Genomic DNA, 17529 nt, shown 5'->3' on the forward strand with positions numbered 1-17529 from the left:
ATGAGCTGGCCGGCATCGTCGACGCCGTGGGGGAGGCGGTCACGGATCTGGGCCCGGGCGACCGGGTTGTCCGTCGACCCCAATATCTATTGCGGGGCGTGCGAATATTGCCGGAGCGGCCGCGCTCACTTGTGCGATCGGCTGGAGGCCGTCGGCGTGACGAGAGACGGCGGGATGGGCGAATCCTGCGTGGCGCCGGCGGCCAACTGCTACAAGCTGCCCGACCAGGTGAGCTGGGCCGAGGGAGCGATGGCCGAGCCGCTTGGCTGCGTGCTGCATGGCTTCAAGAAGCTGGAGCTGCGTGCGAATCAGCATGTGTTGATTATCGGGGGCGGCTTCATCGGCCAGTTGTTCCTGCAGCTCGCCGCGGCCGCGGGCGTCGCGCGCATTACCGTATGCGAGCCGGCCGAGCGCAAGCACAGATTATTGCGTGAACTGGGCGCCGAAGCCGTCGTCTCGCCGCGGGAACCAGGCGCAGCGGATGAACTTCGCAGCACAGCCGATGTCGTGATCGAGTGCGCCGGACTTCCGGAATCCGTCGAGCTAGCCATGAAGGCGGCCCGCAAAGGCGGGCAGGTTCTGCTCTTCGGCGTCGCTTCTCCGGAGGCGCGAGCCAGCCTGTCGCCATTCGAGGTGTTCAGCAAGGAGCTGCGCATCATGGGCTCGTTCATCAATCCGTATACGCACGAGGAGTCGATCGCTTTGCTCGCGCAACATATCGTAAATATTGAACCACTGATCAGCCATCACTTCCGCATGGATGAACTGCCCGACGTCATGGCCCGGTATGGCGAGATGAATGTGACCAAAGCGGTCGTCATGGAGGAATAGCGGTAAGGGGAGCGGGCCAGAAATCCGAACTCACTCGCATGCATAGCGCCATAACGGATTGGAAATGGTAACAACAGGGTTCTTTTCCATTCCGCTTAGCGGCATATCGTGAGGAGTTGAGTTCCATGTTCAAATCGATATTCGGCGTTCTGCAAAAGGTTGGCAAGGCGCTCATGCTGCCGGTCGCCATTCTGCCGGCGGCGGGCATCCTGCTCGGCATCGGCAACGCCCTGCGCAATCCGGATCTGATCGCTCGTATTCCGGTGCTGGGCACCGGCGCTGTCAGCCTGATCTCCAGCGTGATGGAGCAAGCCGGAGGCATCGTATTCGACAACCTGTCCTTGCTGTTCGCGGTCGGTGTGGCCATCGGTCTCGCGGGCGGGGACGGGGTAGCGGGGCTTGCCGCCATCGTCGGCTATTTCGTCATGAACGTGACGATGAAAGTCATTATGAATGTGACGCCGGAGATGGTGGAGAGCAACTTCGCCTACGCTATCGTGCAAGGCGTGCCAACGCTGCAGACGGGCGTCTTCGGCGGCATCATTATCGGCATCACGGCGGCCGTGCTCTATAAGCGCTTTTTCAAGATCGAGATGCCCTCGTACCTCGGTTTCTTCGCGGGCAAGCGCTTTGTTCCGATTATTACGGCCGTCACGTCGCTTGTTATCGGCATTGTGATGGTGTTCATCTGGCCGCCGATCCAGAGCGGGCTGAATGCATTTTCCCATTCGCTTATCGATTCGAACCGCGCGTTGGCGGCCTTCATCTTCGGCATTTGCGAGCGAGCGCTCATTCCCTTCGGGCTGCATCATATCTTTTATGCGCCTTTCTGGTTCGAATTCGGGGAATATGTGAGCAAAGCGGGCGATCTCGTCCGGGGGGATCAGAAAATCTTCTTCGCCCAGCTGAAAGACGGCGTTGAGTTGACGGCGGGCACCTTCATGACCGGAAAATATCCGTTCATGATGTTCGGCCTGCCGGCAGCTGCCCTCGCCATCTACCATGAAGCGCGCCCGGAGAACAAGAAGCTTGTGGCCGGGCTGATGGGGTCGGCCGCATTGACGTCCTTCCTGACCGGCATTACGGAGCCGCTCGAATTCTCCTTCCTGTTCGTGGCGCCGCTTCTCTTTGCCGTGCACGTCCTGTTCGCGGGCCTGTCGTTCCTGACAATGCATCTGCTCGGCATCAAAATCGGAATGACGTTCTCCGGCGGCGTGATCGATTATTTGCTGTTCGGCGTGCTGCAGAACCGGACGCCGTACTGGCTCGTCATCCCGGTCGGATTGGTGCTGGCGCTGATTTACTACTTCGGCTTCCGCTTCGCCATCCGCACCTTCAACCTGCGAACGCCGGGAAGGGAAGCGGCCGCGCCGGCGGCCGCGGCCAAGACGGAAGCGGCGGCGGGAGAAGAATTGCCGCGCGGCATCCTGACGGCGCTTGGAGGCAAGGCCAACATTGCCTCCCTGGATGCCTGCATTACGCGCCTGCGCGTGCAGGTCAAGGATAGGGGCAATGTGGACAAGGAGCGCCTGAAGGAACTGGGCGCCTCGGGCGTGCTGGAGGTCGGCAACAATGTGCAGGCGATATTCGGGACCCGATCCGAGACGATTAAGCATCAGATTCATGAACTGATCGGCCGGGAGGACATGGAACTGGAACGAGCCGAGCCGGAGGAGGACAAGGAGTCCGGGAAGCGTCCGGACGGCAGCCAAAATAAAAATGAATAGAACGGGCATATGGAGAGCGGGCGTTTTTCACCCGCTCTTTTTTATGGACGAGCGGAAAATCCAACCGTCATCCGATTCAACGTCAATCATTCTCCACTGCCGTGTCAGAGCTAAGGGCGCGCGGGGGGAATGTCGAGGCGAAGAGCTTTTGCCTGGTGATAAAGGAAACCGAATCGAATGAAAAGAGGAAAATGGGTGTCCCGAAAGTAGTATTTCACTACAGGGAGACAACCCCCCTGATTCTCAAAGCTCGATTCGCCGAAAAACTGCAAAAATACACTTTTCCTTTAGGACGCGTACTTCGTTACAGGGAATCCTGCAAAATGGCATCAATTTCTGACTGTCTAATCGATAAAAGACAAAATCGATGAACATCATGTACTTTTCAGGCTGTTGGAAAACCCCTGTTTTTTGTGAAGGGGTGGAGAAGGTCCATTTTCCTCATCCAAACTTTGGCTCTTAGAGCGTTTTAAATCGATTTTTTTCTACCGGGAGAAGAGATCCACATCACAGGTGAAAAGTCCCATAGACTACTCAATGGCCTGATTTTACGGGATCCAACCGACCGCGTCGGATGCTGGGGGCATCATCGCCTTCAGGAAGCATTATCAGCCTGCTGGAAGCATTATCAGCCTGCTGGAAGCACTATCGGCCTGCTGGAAGCATTATCCGGCCTGCTGGAAGCATCGCTGCCTCCTGGGGCTTGGACGTGCGGAGGAAATTGCTGCTCTTTTACAGGAATTTCGGCTTAATGAGTCCCCATCCCGAGGAATTGCTGCAAATCTACATCATTTTAGGCCCTTTTGCTTCAAACCGAAGCGAAACGGGGGAAATTCCTGTAATTTTGCAGGATTCCCTTTCTGGAATCGTCGTCCATATCGAATTGCTGTATTTCTGCAGGATTTCGCTTACCGAATCGGCGTGCCTGGAAAAATCGTGGAGTTTGCGGATTTCGCCTGCCGGATGGGCGTGTCTAGGGAAATGGTGCAGTTTTCAGGATGGTGGAAATATCCATTTTCCTACTCAAAACTTCTTTCTCAACAGCCTGACTTTTGCAGGAATTTCAGCAAATAGCGGGTTAAAGAGCAGAAATTGATGCATCCACGCAGCATTTCACTGCTTCATCCCTCTTCCACCGGTTTGCGCGCCGCCGTTTTTCCCGCATCCGCATTCTCTGTTAAGTCGTCATCTCCATCATGATGGAGCCCCTGTGAGACACTCCTTTAAATCAATCGGACGATGATCAAGCTATTCAGCTTCGTGTTCTGCAAATTGCTTCTCTTTCCACATGACGGTAATGCCGAGGCCGATGACCATAATGACGGCGGAGAAGAGGAAAGGATAGTGAATGTTAACGTCGAACAGCATTCCGGCCATCGCCGGTCCGGCGATATTCCCCAAGCTTGTATAGGTGGAGTTCATTCCGGCGACGAAGCCCTGTTCTTTCCCGGCCGCTTTGGACAGAAATGTCGTCAAGGCCGGCCGCAGCAGATCAAAGGCGAGGAAGATGAAGCACGTTACCGCCAGCACGATCCAAAAGCCGGAGATGACGGTGGACACCACCGCCAAGATGGCCCCGGTAATCAAGCATAATTGGATCAGCTTCTTTTCGCCGAGTATTTCTACCATTTTTCCGAACATAAAGATTTGCACGACGACGCCGAAAATGGAGCTTACCGTAATAATGACTGCAATATCCTTGGGCGTAAAGCCGAATTTACGATCGGAAAAGAGGCTGAACACCGTTTCGTATGCCGATAAACCGAAAGCGAGCACGAAGACGATAATAAATGCGATACAGTAGAGCGGGTGAAGCGATTTTTTCATATCGGCCAGAAAGCTGCTTTGCTTTGCGTTCGCGGATATTTCCGCCAGCTGCTCCTTCGTGAGCTGCTCTTTCAAAATAAACACGGATAAAATGCAGGCGAAAAAGGCGATTCCCGCCGCAAAGTAGAAAGGCATGCGTATGCCGTATTCCGCGATAAAGCCGCCGATGCCGGGGCCGATAATAAAGCCGGTGCTAATGGCGGCCGACACATAGCCCATTGCCTTCGGCCGTTCCTGAATGGAGGTGATATCCGCTACATAAGCCGTAACCCCCGGCGTAATGAAGGCCGCGCTAACTCCTCCCAGAAGTCTGGCGAAATAAAGCATCGCCGCATTTCCGGCCAAGCCGAAGACAAGCTCGGACACGCTAAACAGGAATAAGCCGATGATGATGATCTTCTTGCGGCCGTAACGGTCAACCCAGCGTCCCGCAAGCGGGGACATCAGCAATTGGGCCACGGCGAATACGGCGACGAGATAGCCCATCGTTTTGCCTGACAAGTGCATCATGTTCATGAAAGACGGCATGACGGGGATGACCAGGCCAATGCCCAGAAAGGCAATGAATACATTGCTAAGGAGAATAAGCAAGACCGCTTTTTGTTCTTTGATTGTTTTCTTCATATCATCAACCACTTTCTGTCTGTCTACATCAAGGATGTGCAATTCCTCGCCAAAAGACGGTCCAGGAGGCCTCCACTTTATCCTTCAGCCGTTTCTCGTCGTTCCCGCCGTACACAAGCTCCAGCATAATGGAATCGACGACGCCCAGGAAGGCGAGGGTCGGCGTCTTGGCCGCCTCTTCGATGATGGCTTTCTCGTCGATCCAATCCTGGAACTTGCGTCTTAGCATCGCCTGCACCTTTTCTTCGATATCGATCACTTCCTGTTCGATCGCTTTGGCGAGATGGGCAGGCGGAAAAAAAGACATGCGCAGCCAAAACGTGAGCTGCTCATTTTTTTGGAAAAGATCGATGATCAGTTGCAGAAATCCATATAAAGCTTTCTCGGGATGCAGAGAGCCTATGCTGCTAAAATATTGAAGCTTGGTAGAGAGCTCCGTCTCCTTCGCATCGCGCAGCACTTGCAGAAAAAGATCGTCCTTTCCTTTAAAATGGGCGTATAACGATTGCTTTTTCATGCCGACATCTTCCGCAATGAGAGACAGGGATGCTCCTTCGTAACCATGCATGGTGAAATATTTCAAAGCCGCATCCTTAATTTCTTCGCTTTTCAATCAAATCACCTCAGTATTAACGAACGTTCGTCAGTTATAGTAACAAATATAGTTAAACGAAGCAAGCACGATCTGAAAATTTTACATCACTTTTAGAATTCACTGTCACATTCGGAAGAAAGAGAACGCTTTCAGAGAAATCTTTGAGCTGGAGGATACGCTGCTGAAGGACGGAGAGGCCGTGCTTATCTATGTCAGTCCCCACTTCAATCCGACTTGGAAGTCAACCCAAGAAAGATACGGGACGGCATGATCGGCACAGAGGCGCACGGCATGACGCGCGGGCACCGGGGACAAGAGAAAGAGAGCGGAACAGATTCGTTCCGCTCTCTTTTATTGCCGAAGCAGAGGAAGAGTGATCAGGAAGTTGGCCTGGACGCGGCAAGATAGGGGGCCAGCCCTTTGGCAATAAGCCGATGCCCCTGATCATTGGGATGGATGGGCAGGAACCCGGTCAAAGCGTCTTCCAGCTTTCCTTTTCGATATCCGTAAATCAGATCGGCTTGTTTGCCTTCAAACCACGAATGCACAGGCGCGACCGCGGCGCCGCAGCTTTTCGCCACTTCCTTGGTCGCGTTATTTAACCGGTCTATCGACATGATGGATAGCGGGCTGTTCGGAAACGGATTATATTGCGTGCAGCAAATGATCCGGGCATGGCTGATGTCTTTGATGTGGGTCAGGAGTGCATGCAAGGTTCGTTTATAACGGCTTAAAATCACTTTGGCAGCCAGAGGCTGGCGAATTCGAAGCGCGGACAGCGCGGCGTTCGCCAGATCCACGCCTCCAATCCATACGGAGACCGCAGCGGAACGGCGAATCAGGGAGGACCCTTGCCATATCGCGGCATCCAATAGATCATAGGCGCTCCAGCCGGGACGCGCCAGAATATATACCCGGTAAGGGCGGGACATCGATCCGGCCAGTCGGGGATAAGCCCGTGCCGCCGAAGTTGCATTCTCCCCGAATGTAATGGAATCACCAAGAGCTGTATAGATCATAGGAAAATTCCCCACCTACCCCTAATTATGCAGAAGATCCGCAATCGCACTTAAAGGCATGTTATGGCGAATATCCACCGGTTGTGTGGACGTTTATCACCCGGAGAACGGAAAAGAAAACGGCGTATAGGGACTTAATGGGCGCAAACTGCGTTCCTCTTTTTTGTTCATAGACCCAAAGGGGCATAGCAGTCATCCGAAGCGGTCACACTAAAAGGGTGTTGCGTACCGGCTCTATCGTCAGAACGGTTAGGCAGCAGCGAAGCCAAAAAACAGCTATATTTTGGGAGGAATCAACATGACTGACGAACGATTGAGCGTCGACAAGCTGGTTGAAATACCTGTGAATCAGCTTCATCGATTTCTCAAGTTCATTGGAGAGCATGACCTCTGGGAAGAGTTGGCACAACACCTGAGAGATCGCGGTTGCGACAAACTGTTAATGAGCCTGGAACCCGTAAAAGAAATCGGGCGGATAGTGCAGGCAAAATCGTCGGAAATGGCAAGCAGGCATGAAAGAGATCGTTCCCTCCCGCCGGGTTCTCACTTGCGCTGCGGATGTGGGGGTTCTGGCTCTGGTTCCGGATCGGGACCCAGTGATGGAGGCTTGCCCCCAGGGGGGGCCCCGGACGGCGGCGTGCAGAGAAAAAGCCAATCCGGCTGCCGAGACTCCATTTGATCTCCGCAGTCTCATGCAGGCAAAAAAAACGGCATGCGGGACCGGGACTCAGTCATGGCATGCCGTTTTTTTTTATACGCTAGAAGTTCATATAAATAAATTCCTGCGTTTCACCGGAGAAGAATAAAATACCGAGCACGATGGCGATCAGGACGATGGCTCCGCCGAGCGCCGCCCCCACCATCATCAGCGCCCGTCCGATGCGATGAGTAAGACGGCGGGCTTTCGTTTCGGCCAATCTGGCGCTACGGGGTTGTAATTCCATAATCCTTCAACCTCTTATACAAAATTTCGCCAAACATTTTGTTGCCTTTGTCGATAAGATGAGCCGGGTCGCGATAATACTCATGCGGGATCGTATTGTTCTTTTCTTTATTGAATTCGATATATGGGTAGCCTCTCGACTCTATCAGCTTCTGATAAGCCCCCATTACCTTGGTATACTCGTTCCAGTTGAAGAGCTTTTTCTTCGCGATATGCTCTTTATCCAGCGGAGCCGAATAGAATACGGCTTTCTTGTCATGCTCCTGCAGCAGATCAAGCGTTTTTTCGATCATGAACAATCCGAAGCTGTTATCTTTATCAAAAGGCTTATTCCAGCGATACAGCTCTTTGTAGTGCTTGTCGATGCCTTCCTTTTGAGCGTCCTTCAATTTGTCGTAGGCCGTATACATCGGGGTATAGCTTTCTTTTATCCCCTTTTTCTCATTTTCTTTCTTTTGGATTTCCCGGCGGATTTTCTCCATTGGCGTACGGGTCTTGAACAGACGGTAGCTGATCGCGTCGCGATCATGGTAGAGGGTCCACTTATTCAGGAAATGGGACGTCAACCAATTGTGAGTGTCGCTCGGAAGCGACTGGCGGTTCTTGTCCGGGAATTCATCCAGCCAGCTGCGCGGGATATTTTGATCCAGCTTCTCGACCAGGGACGGATAGACGACAACATTCGGCTCATTATCCGAGACGACGGCGATGCCGTAGTTAATCTCATAGACGACATAATCGACCTTGTCTATCATCGAGGCGAGCAGGGCATAAGTCTCCGTAAATCTTCCGCCGGCAATCCCGAGGTTAATCACGCGGCTGTCTTTCAAATGGACCTGAAGGACGCCGGCCGAGGTGTTCTCCCCCTTTTTTACGGTCGTGCCAAATACGGTGGAAGGCCCGAACATGCCGATGACCTTTTTGCCGTCATTCGGCTGCTCCTTCAAATATTCCACCCATAACGGCGTATAGACGATTGAATCATAGGTCGGAACGCGAAGTTCCTTTTTTGCATGGGTCACGACTTCTTGTCTCATTTGTTCGACCACCCGATCGGCTCCGTTGCCTAGTCCCAGCAATCCGACCAAGGCGAACGAGATAAGCATGACGGACACGGTCTTGTTCAGAAATAAATTAGCCATTATACCTCACACTTCCATTCCATCAATAATCGAAAATCGGTTAACCTATCGCAATCCGAGCAGCCGGAGCATCAAATCCCATCCGTCTGCAATCGGCAGAATGAAAAACACCCGGCTGATTGTCACTCCGAAGAACGTAATCAAAATCGCGATGGTTGTCGTTCCCGGCTTCAGCCATTTCGGAACGGGTTTTAATGAAGGCTTGATCTGCTTCACATAGAACCGGTGAATACATAGCATCACGCCATGGAACATGCCCCAGACAACGAAATTCCACGCGGCTCCGTGCCAGAGACCGGACACGGTCATCGTCGCCATCAAATTCAAATAGACCCGGTGAGCAGGGACTCGGCTTCCCCCGAGCGGGAAATACACATAGCGGGTCAGCCAAGAACCGAGCGAGATGTGCCAGCGATTCCAGAACTCGGCTATGCTGCGGGCCAGATACGGGAAGCGGAAGTTCTCCGGGATGACGATGCCGAACAAGCGAGCCGTTCCGATGGCGATGTCGGAATAGCCCGAGAAATCAAAATAAATGACGAACGTATAGGCGACAAGCGAAATCCAGAGTCTGGCGGTATCCGCCTCCGCTATGCCGGCCGCCGAGTAGACGGGCTGTGCAAGCAAATCAATGGATCCGGCGAGGACAAGCTTTTTGAACAGGCCGAACCCAATCCGGGTGACTCCGATCAGCATATGGTCAATGTGAAATCTCGATGTAAGCTGCGGATAAAACATCTGAAACTGCTTAATCGGCCCAGCCACCATCGTCGGGAAGAAGAATATAAACGACAACAGACCTTCCGGCCGATGATCCGGCAAAGTTCCGCGTTTGCGCTCGACCAAGTAATGAATCAGCTCGAACGTAAAATAGGAAATGCCGAGCGGGAGCACAATCTGCTCTGCCTTAGGCAAGAAGGGCTGATGCAAAAAAGCAAACAACTCATTTAACGTATCCAGCATCATATTCGTGTACTTGAAATAACCAAGCACGAGAATGGCGCCGATAATGCCGGCGGGATAAATCCACCTCTTGGCCCGCTTCGCCGCGGCCATCACGACAACAAGGGCAACGATAACCTCCGCCAGCAACAGGAACAGGTAAGAACCCGCATAATAGTAGTAAAATGCGACACCCGAGGCAAAGAGCACCCAGGGTCTGACACGATGCGGCATAAGGTGATACGTGACGACAGCCACGAGCACGAACAGCCAATAAAACCAATCCGTATAAATCATAATTTCCGTTTCCACCATCCAAGTTGCCAAACTAACTATCTCTTAAACCTTTGTCCATCTTACAACAACTAGCAGTTAAATCATATGGAAACTTCATAAAGAACTATTATTTTTTTCTTAAAAAACGACATGAAAAGCCCCGCCAGCAAGCCTTTTTTACCTTCCCTATGATTAGATGCATGAAACGGCCGAAAGTTTTGAATTGCGTAGAACAATTAACCGCTTCTATCGCCCAAGCTCTCCTAAATTGGATAGGAGGGGCATGAACGTTTCTTGGCCTAGGGGGCCTTCTCCCGTATCTCTTATGTTCGTTATCCCATCGAGTCAGGAGGGGGTTGTAGGTACGTTAACAGGTTGGCGGATTGGGGGAGGTGTTGCTGTCCCTTTTGATCGTTATCCCAACGAGTCAGGCAGGGAGAGTGGGGCACCTAACGTATCAGCACGATTGTCCAATGGTTGCCATTCATCGAATTCGCGAGGAAAATGGCGGGCAGGGCATTTCTGATTCAAGGGGATATTGGCATAAAGGTTGGAAAGGGATTTGGTTAGTGGCGGCGCTCGGAAGAGAAGAGCGAATTTATGCCCGGCCTGCGACATATGTTAACCTAACAATAGAATAAAAAAGTTTACAAAGTCTTGTCGTCACCCTTCCATTCTTGTAAAATAAATCGTTGTAACGTTAACTCGATATAGATTTATTTTAGTTGACAGAAAAGAGGGAACGCTATGATGCCAGAAACACAGCCTAAACCGGTGAAGGCGGCAGGCTTATTCGTGTCCTCGACGGGGACGGAGACGGGGAAGACGATCGTGGCTTCAGGGATTGCGGCTTACCTCCACTCGGTTCGGAGGCGCAAGCTCAGTCTCTGGAAGCCGGTCCAGAGCGGCGTGGCATTAGGAGCTCCGGATGCGGACAGCTACCGGCTGCGGATGGGCAGCGGAATGTCCGAGCTCGCCGAGGAGGGGATTGCGACGTGGACGCTGCGCGAGCCGTTGGCGCCCTGGATGGCATCCGAACGGGAAGGGGTTCGCTTGTCTGTGGAAGCCCTGCTGGAAGAAGGCCGCCGGCGGATGGAGTCGGACGAGTTCCTGCTCGCGGAAGGAGCGGGCGGGATTGCCGTTCCGTTCACGCGGGAGATGACGATGGCGGATCTGGCGCAGGGGCTGGGTCTTCCCGTGCTGCTCGTGGCTGCCCCCGGCTTGGGAACCGTCAGTCACACCGTGACGGCCATCTCTTATGCCCGTCAACGAGGCATCGCTGATATCGGTGTCGTGTTCAGCGGTCCGCCGGAGGCGGCAACGGAGAGAGAGAGGGAAGAGAACGGCCGCATGATCGAAGCGATGACGAATGTGCCCGTATTGGGGGCAATGCCATGGCTGCCGCAGCCGGAAGGGATACAGGCGGCTGATCCGTCCGCTTGGGCGGCATGGCGGGGGCGATGGCTGCAATGCACAATGCGCCTGTCCCGGCTGACGGAGTGGCTGGCAGACCGGGAATGGGGAAAAGCGAAGGAGCGATGATGATGAGCGAAACAATGCAAGAGCGGCAGACGGATTGGCGGAAGCTGGCGGATAAGGCGTTAGCCGGCGAAGGAATAAGCCGGGAAGAAGCGCTGGCGGTGCTGCGGGCAGACGATGACGAATTGCTGGCGATCATGGATGCGGCTTACCGGGTGCGGCGGCATTTCTATGGAAATAAGGTGAAACTGAATCTGATTATTAATGCAAAAAGCGGACACTGTCCGGAAGATTGCGGCTATTGCTCGCAGTCCCGGGTATCCGATGCTCCGATAGAGAAGTATACGATGCTGGAAAAGGAGGTGCTGGTGGACGGAGCGCGCAAGGCGATGGAGATGCAAGCCGGAACATACTGCATCGTGGCCAGCGGGCGAGGGCCGACGCCGCGGGAGCTCGAGCAGGTGGTCGCCGCCGTGGAGGAGATCAAGGCGACGATGCCGATGAAAATCTGCGCCTGCCTCGGCATTTTGTCGCAGGAGCAGGCGAACCGGCTGAAGCAGGCCGGCGTCGATCGCTATAACCACAACTTGAATACGAGCGAGGATCATTATTCTCATATCACCTCGACTCACACGTACGGCGAACGGGTACATACGGTGAATACATCGAAGCAAGCAGGGATGTCGCCTTGCTCCGGTGTGATTATGGGAATGGGAGAGACGGATGAGCAGTTGGTGGACGTCGCCTTTTCGCTGCGGGAACTGGATGCGGACTCGATTCCGGTCAATTTCCTGAATCCGATTCCGGGAACGCCGCTCGGCCATCTGCATGATCTGGACCCGCGCCGCTGCTTGAAGGCGCTGGCGATGTTCCGCTTCGTCTGCCCATCGAAGGAGATCCGCGCCTCCGGCGGGCGGGAGGTCAATCTCGGGTCCTTGCAGCCGCTGGCGCTCTATGCGGCCAATTCCGTGTTCGTCGGCGATTATTTGACGACGGATGGGCAAGAGGCGAACGCCGATCACCAGATGATCGCCGATCTCGGGTTCGAAGTCGAGCGGTGCGCCTTGTGATGGAGCCGATGATGGCTGCGGCCAATTCAGAGCGTTGGCATTGGATGCGTGCCGAGCTGGACGCCTTGGAGGAGGCGGGCCGGCTCCGCAAGCTGGAGCCAGCGATATGGCTGGAGCATGGATGGATCGAGCGGAGCGGCAAGCGGCTGCTTCATCTCGCTTCGAACCATTATCTTGGCTTCGAGCCATGGCTCGATGACGATGGCTGGGCAGGGCTTGCGGCGGAGTGCCGCCGCCTCGGCGAGCCGGGCGTACGCATCGGCGCCGGGGCTTCCCGGCTCATCACGGGTCATGATCCGCAGCATGATGCGCTGGAGCGGGAAATGGCCGCTTTTAAGGAAACGGAGGCGGCGCTCGTGTTCAGCAGCGGCTACATGGCGAATGCCGGCGTCATTCCGGCCCTGGTCGGCCGGAGTGGCGTCATCTTCAGCGACCGGCTGAATCATGCGAGCATTACGGACGGCATCTTGCTGAGCCGGGCCCGGCATATCCGTTATCCTCACCGGGATATGGATCGGCTCGAAAAGGCGTTGAAGCAGTGGCACGCCGGAGGACCGGGCGTCCCGTCGCGGCGGACGCGGCTGTTGATCGTGACCGACGCCGTGTTCAGCATGGACGGGACGGTGGCGCCGCTCGCCGATCTCGTGACGCTGAAAGAGCGTTACGGGGCGATGCTGATGGTCGACGAGGCACACAGCGGCGGCGTGTATGGACCTGGCGGGCGCGGGCTGTGCCATGCGCTCGGATTGCATCAGAAGGTGGATATCATCATGGGTACCTTCGGGAAAGCCTTTGGCGCGGTCGGCGCTTATATTGCCGCAGACGGCATCGTCGTCCGCTACCTGATCAACCGGGCGCGGACGCTCATTTATAATACGGGGCTGCCGCCGCTGGTGGCCGCGTTCATCCGGCGGCGGCTGCGCGACGTATGCGCTGCCGATATCGCGCGCGCCGAACTGATGCGCAAGGCGGCCCTGTTCCGCGCGCGGCTGCGAGCCGGGGGGCTGGACACGGGTCCCGGCGACAGCCATATCGTGCCGGTCCTGTGCGGCACGGATCGACGGGCGGTCGCGCTTAGCGCCGCGCTCGCGGAGGCGGGCGTCGCCGGCGTGGCCATTCGCCCGCCGACGGTGCCCGAGGGGACGGCGCGCATTCGCTTCGCGCCGACTCCCGCGCACCGCGACGCCGACCTGCTGCAGGCGGCGGATGCGGTCGCGCGCCTGGCCGCGGAGGCGCGGCCGTGAGCGGGGCGTTCCCGCGGCCCCGGCCGCCGCAGCAGGCGAAGCTGCTGTGGATTCACGGCTGGGGCTTGAGCGACGAGGTGTGGCGTCCGCTCGCGCAGGACTTGCCGATGTTCGCGCACCGGTATGTGTCCTTCGCCGCATGCGAGACGGCGGCTGATCTGCGGGAGGCGGTGCGCGCTCCGCTCCGGCGGGAGCCGGACGGTCCGTGGCATGTCGCCGGGTGGTCGCTTGGCGGCATGCTGGCGATCGAGATGCTGGCCGGGCGCGCCGCAGGGAACGGCGAATGGGCGGGGCTGCCGCGCATCGAGAGCACCCTGCTCATCGGCACGACACTGCGCTTCGCCGACAGCACCGGGCAGGCGGGCTGGCCGCCGCGCGTGCTGGCCCGCATGCGGCGCCGTCTGGCACAGGCGCCGGAGGAGACGCTGCTGGCGTTCCTTGGCCAACTGGATACGGGCCCGGCCAGCCCCGGCGGGCCGCCGCTGGCGGAGAAGCTGTGGCGACAGCTGGCCGCCGCTCCCGGCTATACGCCGGCCGGGCTTGATGCGGGGCTTGCCTACTTGGAGGCGGCGGATCTGGCCACGGAGTGGGCACGCCTCGCCGCTGCGGAGGAACGCCCGTGCCTGCTGTGGCTGCATGGCGGGAACGATCTCGTATGCCCGCGGGCCGCGATGGAGCGGGCAAGGGCATCATTCGGTCCGGGGCTGCGAACCGTGGTGCTCCCGGATGCGGGGCATGCGCCGTTCCTGTCGCATCCGGAGGACTGGCGAGAGGAGGTGAGCGCATGGTATGGAGCAATCGCAGACGATAGGAGCCGGGCGGGCGAATGACCAGATGCTTAGCGGTGCGGGCGCGCGGGTTGATAAGCAACTGGTCGCCCGCCGCTTCGGCAGACATGCGGCGGAGTATGACGTCTACGCGGAGGTGCAGCCGCTGATGGCCGCCGGCTTGACGGAGCGGGTGCGAAGGCATCACCAGGGGCTCGCGGGGCGTATCCTCGACATTGGCTGCGGCACGGGCGGCTTGGCTGCGAGCCTCTGGCCGCATTATCCTGCGGCAGAGCTCACGCTGCTCGATCTGGCGCCGGCCATGCTTCGCCAGGCGGAGCAGAAGCTGCGCCGCCACGGCTGCCCCGGCAGCCAGCTGCGTGCGGTCGCCGCCGACGCCGAGGCCTGGGCGGCCGATCAGCCGGAAGGCGGCTACGACCTGATCGTGTCGAGCGCCGCCTTCCAATGGTTCAACACGCCGGCCGCGACGCTGCGGCGGCTCGTGCAACTGCTCCGGCCCGGCGGGCTGCTGGCCTTCGCCACGTTCCTGCCGGGCACGCTGCGCGAGCTGCATGCCGCGTTCCGGCAGGCGGACGCCGAGCAGGGCCGGGCGCCCCGTCCGCGCGGACAGGCGTATCCGTCCGCGGCGGCTTGGCACGGCTGGGCGCGGGCTGCGGCCGGGACCTTCCTGCTCTGGGAAGAGGCGAGCTGCCGCTGCGAGTACGCCAGCGTGCCGGAGATGCTGGCCCAGGTCCGCCGCATCGGGGCCGGCAACGCGCTGGAGGCCGGCGCCTCCGGCATGAGCCCCTCCCTGTACCGCCGCATGGCCCAGGTGTATCGAGAGCGCTTCGGCGGCCCGGGCGGGCGAATTCCGGCCACCTATGCTTTCGTCTATGCGCTGATGCGAAGAGAGAAGGAATGAATAGCAGCCGGAAGCGAACAGGCGGCCTGCGGTGCATCTTGCACGACAGGCCGCCTGTTGCGGTTTTAGCCGATTCGTTCGACTTGAATTTGGTTGCGAAGCGACTCGACATCGTCCAGCCGCACTTGCCCGGCGGACGGCATCAGGGCGTTGGCGGTGCCGCAAGCGGCGCCGAGAATAAGGCCGTCTTCGGCAGACAGGCCGCGTTTATCGGCCACGACAAGCCCGGCGACCATGGAATCGCCGCTGCCGACGGGATTGATGGCCTTGACCGCAGGAAGGGAGACGCGGTAGAGCGCGCCGCCGACACCGGCCAACGCGCCCCGGGCGCCGAGCGAGACGACGACCCGCCCGATGCCGGAGGCCATCAGCTGACGGATGGCCGGGACCACCTCGTCTTCAGAGGCATCGGCTCCTCCGCCGGTCAGCCTGCTGACCTCATGCTCATTCGGCTTGATCAGCGCGGGCGCGCTCTTCACGCCTTCCTCCAGCGCCGTGCCGCTCGTGTCGAGAATCGGGAGCGCGCCCGCGCGGCGCGCAATCTCGATCAATTCGGCGTACAGCGTGGGGGCACAGCCCCGCGGCAGGCTCCCGGAGAACACGATGTGAGAGGAGCGGGCGGCTAGGGCCGTCACTTTGTCCCGCATCGCGTCAATATCGTCCGGAGAGACGGAAGGGCCTTGTTCCAGCAGCTCGGTCTGCGTGCCGCGTCCCGGATCCAAAATGTTGAGACACACCCGGGATTCGCCTTCCACGAGAACGAAGTCGGCGGGAATTCCTTCTTCGCCCAGCTTGTGCAGAATCATCTGTCCGTGGAAGCCGGCGGCGAACCCGGAGGCGGTCACCTCTTCGCCCAGCGCGTGAATGACGCGGGCGACATTGATCCCTTTGCCGCCTGCGGTGGCGGTCATTTGCTCCACCCGATACAGCTTATCGAGCGCGAAGCCGGGGACGAGATAGGTTTTGTCTATCGCCGCGTTCAGCGTCACGGTCGTAATCATGTCGCTTCTCCTTTCAACAATTCCGCTGCGCAGGGAATCGCGTTCTCACCACAGGTCAGACACGGCGGGTACTTCTCGGCTGCAGCGGCTCAAGTGGACGGTACGTCAATTCTAACAGAAAGATACGGCGTCGGTTACCGCCGCTGCGAGGTTCCCGCGAGTTGGCACGCGAGATTAGCGGACGGCGTTCGCCTGGCCGAGACAGCCGGCCATCTCCATTTTTTGAATCGCCAGGGCCTTGACGGCTTGCTTGGCGGGAACCATATATTTGCGCGGATCATTCTCATCCGGATTGGCCGCAAATACGGCCTTGATCGCATCGGAGAAGGCGATGCGGAGCTCGGTCGCAACATTCATCTTCGCCATGCCGAGCTTCACGCAGCGCTTCACCTGATCCTCCGGAATGCCGGAGCCGCCGTGCAGGACGAGAGGGACTGCCACTTGCTTCGCGATCTGCTCCAGCCTATCAAATGCGATCTTCGGCTCGCCCTTATAGATGCCGTGCGCCGTTCCGATCGCAGGCGCCAGCGTCGGCACGCCGGTCGCGGCGACGAAGGCGGCGCATTCCTCCGGCACCGCCAGACGGGCGTCCTCCTCCTCGACGACGATATCATCCTCCACGCCGCCGACCTTGCCCAGCTCGGCTTCGACGTTGACCCCGGCCGCCAGGGCGACGCGCACGACCTCCCGCGTCATCCGCACATTGTCGTCATAAGGATGCATGGAAGCATCGATCATCACCGAGGTGTAGCCTGCCCGGATGCAGCGGACAATCAGATCGTAGTCGGTGCAATGATCCAGATGGAGCGCGATCGGAACCGAAGAGAGCTTCGCCGCGGTCGCCGCCGCGGCCACGATATATTCCGGACCGAGATGCTTCACGGTGCCGACCGTTGTCTGTAAAATGAGCGGAGATTGGGTGTCTTCGGCCGCTTCCGTTACCGCTTGCAGCATTTCCAGGGTGTGGACATTGAATGCGGTAATTCCGAAGCCTTGCTCGCGGGCGGCCTGCAGCATTGAAGTGGAGCTGATGAGATGTCCCATAATTGTAACCTCCAGCAGTTGATGATTGATTCAATCAAAATTTTGATTTATAATTTCATTTAAGGTGATTATAAGG

General features: G+C 57.5%; 16 protein-coding genes and 1 pseudogene. 9 read left to right on the forward strand and 8 right to left on the reverse strand.

Annotation, left to right across the window (positions count from 1 at the left end; all coding sequences use genetic code 11):
* The 4 genes and pseudogenes from L6439_RS29255 to L6439_RS02410 form a co-directional block, all read left to right on the forward strand.
* Positions 1–165 (forward strand): annotated as a pseudogene (locus L6439_RS29255) (hypothetical protein); the annotation flags it as partial.
* Between the two features lie 150 nt (positions 166–315).
* Complete coding sequence (locus L6439_RS02400; protein WP_237096884.1) at positions 316–831, forward strand: zinc-binding dehydrogenase; 516 nt, start codon at positions 316–318, stop codon at positions 829–831.
* Positions 832–956: 125 nt separating this feature from the next.
* Entirely contained in the window at positions 957–2558 is a 1602-nt protein-coding gene (ptsG, locus tag L6439_RS02405; protein ID WP_213470001.1) for a glucose-specific PTS transporter subunit IIBC, read from the forward strand.
* A gap of 574 nt (positions 2559–3132) precedes the next feature.
* A complete protein-coding gene (locus L6439_RS02410) occupies positions 3133–3654 on the forward strand; it encodes a hypothetical protein (protein ID WP_213470003.1) in 522 nt (173 codons plus the stop codon).
* 152 nt (positions 3655–3806) lie between these two features.
* Here L6439_RS02410 and L6439_RS02415 read toward each other — a convergent pair whose 3' ends face one another.
* The 6 genes from L6439_RS02415 to L6439_RS02440 all read right to left on the reverse strand — a co-directional run bounded on the left by L6439_RS02415 (position 3807) and on the right by L6439_RS02440 (position 9977).
* The gene (locus tag L6439_RS02415) at positions 3807–5009 is read right to left on the reverse strand and encodes an MFS transporter (protein ID WP_213470005.1); all 1203 of its coding nucleotides are present in this window, start codon (positions 5007–5009) and stop codon (positions 3807–3809) included.
* Between the two features lie 28 nt (positions 5010–5037).
* Positions 5038–5622, reverse strand: coding sequence for a TetR/AcrR family transcriptional regulator (locus L6439_RS02420; RefSeq protein WP_213470007.1), 585 nt, complete (start codon positions 5620–5622; stop codon positions 5038–5040).
* A 359-nt stretch (positions 5623–5981) separates the two neighbouring features.
* Positions 5982–6623 carry an SGNH/GDSL hydrolase family protein gene (locus L6439_RS02425; protein ID WP_213470009.1) on the reverse strand — a complete coding sequence of 214 codons (642 nt, stop codon included), beginning with the start codon at positions 6621–6623 and terminating at the stop codon, positions 5982–5984.
* Between the two features lie 758 nt (positions 6624–7381).
* On the reverse strand, positions 7382–7567 hold the full coding sequence (locus tag L6439_RS02430; protein WP_168182967.1) for a hypothetical protein: 186 nt from the start codon (positions 7565–7567) through the stop codon (positions 7382–7384).
* On the reverse strand, positions 7548–8708 hold the full coding sequence (locus tag L6439_RS02435) for a hypothetical protein (RefSeq protein WP_168182966.1): 1161 nt from the start codon (positions 8706–8708) through the stop codon (positions 7548–7550). The genes L6439_RS02430 and L6439_RS02435 overlap by 20 nt, the downstream gene beginning before the upstream one ends.
* A 45-nt stretch (positions 8709–8753) precedes the next feature.
* Complete coding sequence (locus tag L6439_RS02440; protein WP_237096723.1) at positions 8754–9977, reverse strand: MBOAT family O-acyltransferase; 1224 nt, start codon at positions 9975–9977, stop codon at positions 8754–8756.
* Positions 9978–10673: 696 nt separating this feature from the next.
* On the opposite strand from L6439_RS02440, the gene bioD reads away from it, so the two are divergent.
* Genes bioD through L6439_RS02465 form a run of 5 tightly spaced genes read left to right on the forward strand, consistent with a single transcriptional unit; the run spans position 10674 to position 15408 of the window.
* Complete coding sequence (bioD, locus tag L6439_RS02445) at positions 10674–11468, forward strand: dethiobiotin synthase (protein WP_237096724.1); 795 nt, start codon at positions 10674–10676, stop codon at positions 11466–11468.
* Entirely contained in the window at positions 11465–12475 is a 1011-nt protein-coding gene (gene bioB, locus L6439_RS02450) for a biotin synthase BioB (RefSeq protein ID WP_374043255.1), read from the forward strand. The genes bioD and bioB overlap by 4 nt, the downstream gene beginning before the upstream one ends.
* The gene (locus L6439_RS02455; RefSeq protein ID WP_213470163.1) at positions 12475–13719 is read left to right on the forward strand and encodes an aminotransferase class I/II-fold pyridoxal phosphate-dependent enzyme; all 1245 of its coding nucleotides are present in this window, start codon (positions 12475–12477) and stop codon (positions 13717–13719) included. Before bioB ends, L6439_RS02455 begins: the two co-directional genes overlap by 1 nt.
* Positions 13716–14549, forward strand: coding sequence for an alpha/beta fold hydrolase (locus L6439_RS02460; RefSeq protein WP_213470011.1), 834 nt, complete (start codon positions 13716–13718; stop codon positions 14547–14549). The genes L6439_RS02455 and L6439_RS02460 overlap by 4 nt, the downstream gene beginning before the upstream one ends.
* The gene (locus L6439_RS02465; RefSeq protein ID WP_213470013.1) at positions 14509–15408 is read left to right on the forward strand and encodes a methyltransferase domain-containing protein; all 900 of its coding nucleotides are present in this window, start codon (positions 14509–14511) and stop codon (positions 15406–15408) included. Before L6439_RS02460 ends, L6439_RS02465 begins: the two co-directional genes overlap by 41 nt.
* A gap of 65 nt (positions 15409–15473) precedes the next feature.
* Here L6439_RS02465 and pfkB read toward each other — a convergent pair whose 3' ends face one another.
* Together pfkB and L6439_RS02475 are read right to left on the reverse strand one after the other, a co-directional pair.
* Positions 15474–16409: a 1-phosphofructokinase gene (pfkB, locus tag L6439_RS02470; RefSeq protein ID WP_213470015.1), complete on the reverse strand. Its 936-nt coding sequence runs from the start codon at positions 16407–16409 to the stop codon at positions 15474–15476.
* A gap of 174 nt (positions 16410–16583) precedes the next feature.
* Positions 16584–17453 (reverse strand): class II fructose-bisphosphate aldolase, encoded by an 870-nt coding sequence (locus L6439_RS02475; protein ID WP_168183069.1) that lies wholly within the window; start codon positions 17451–17453, stop codon positions 16584–16586.
* Positions 17454–17529 lie beyond the last annotated feature (76 nt).

Origin of the sequence: Paenibacillus dendritiformis (assembly GCF_021654795.1) — a bacterium.
GTDB lineage: Bacteria > Bacillota > Bacilli > Paenibacillales > Paenibacillaceae > Paenibacillus_B.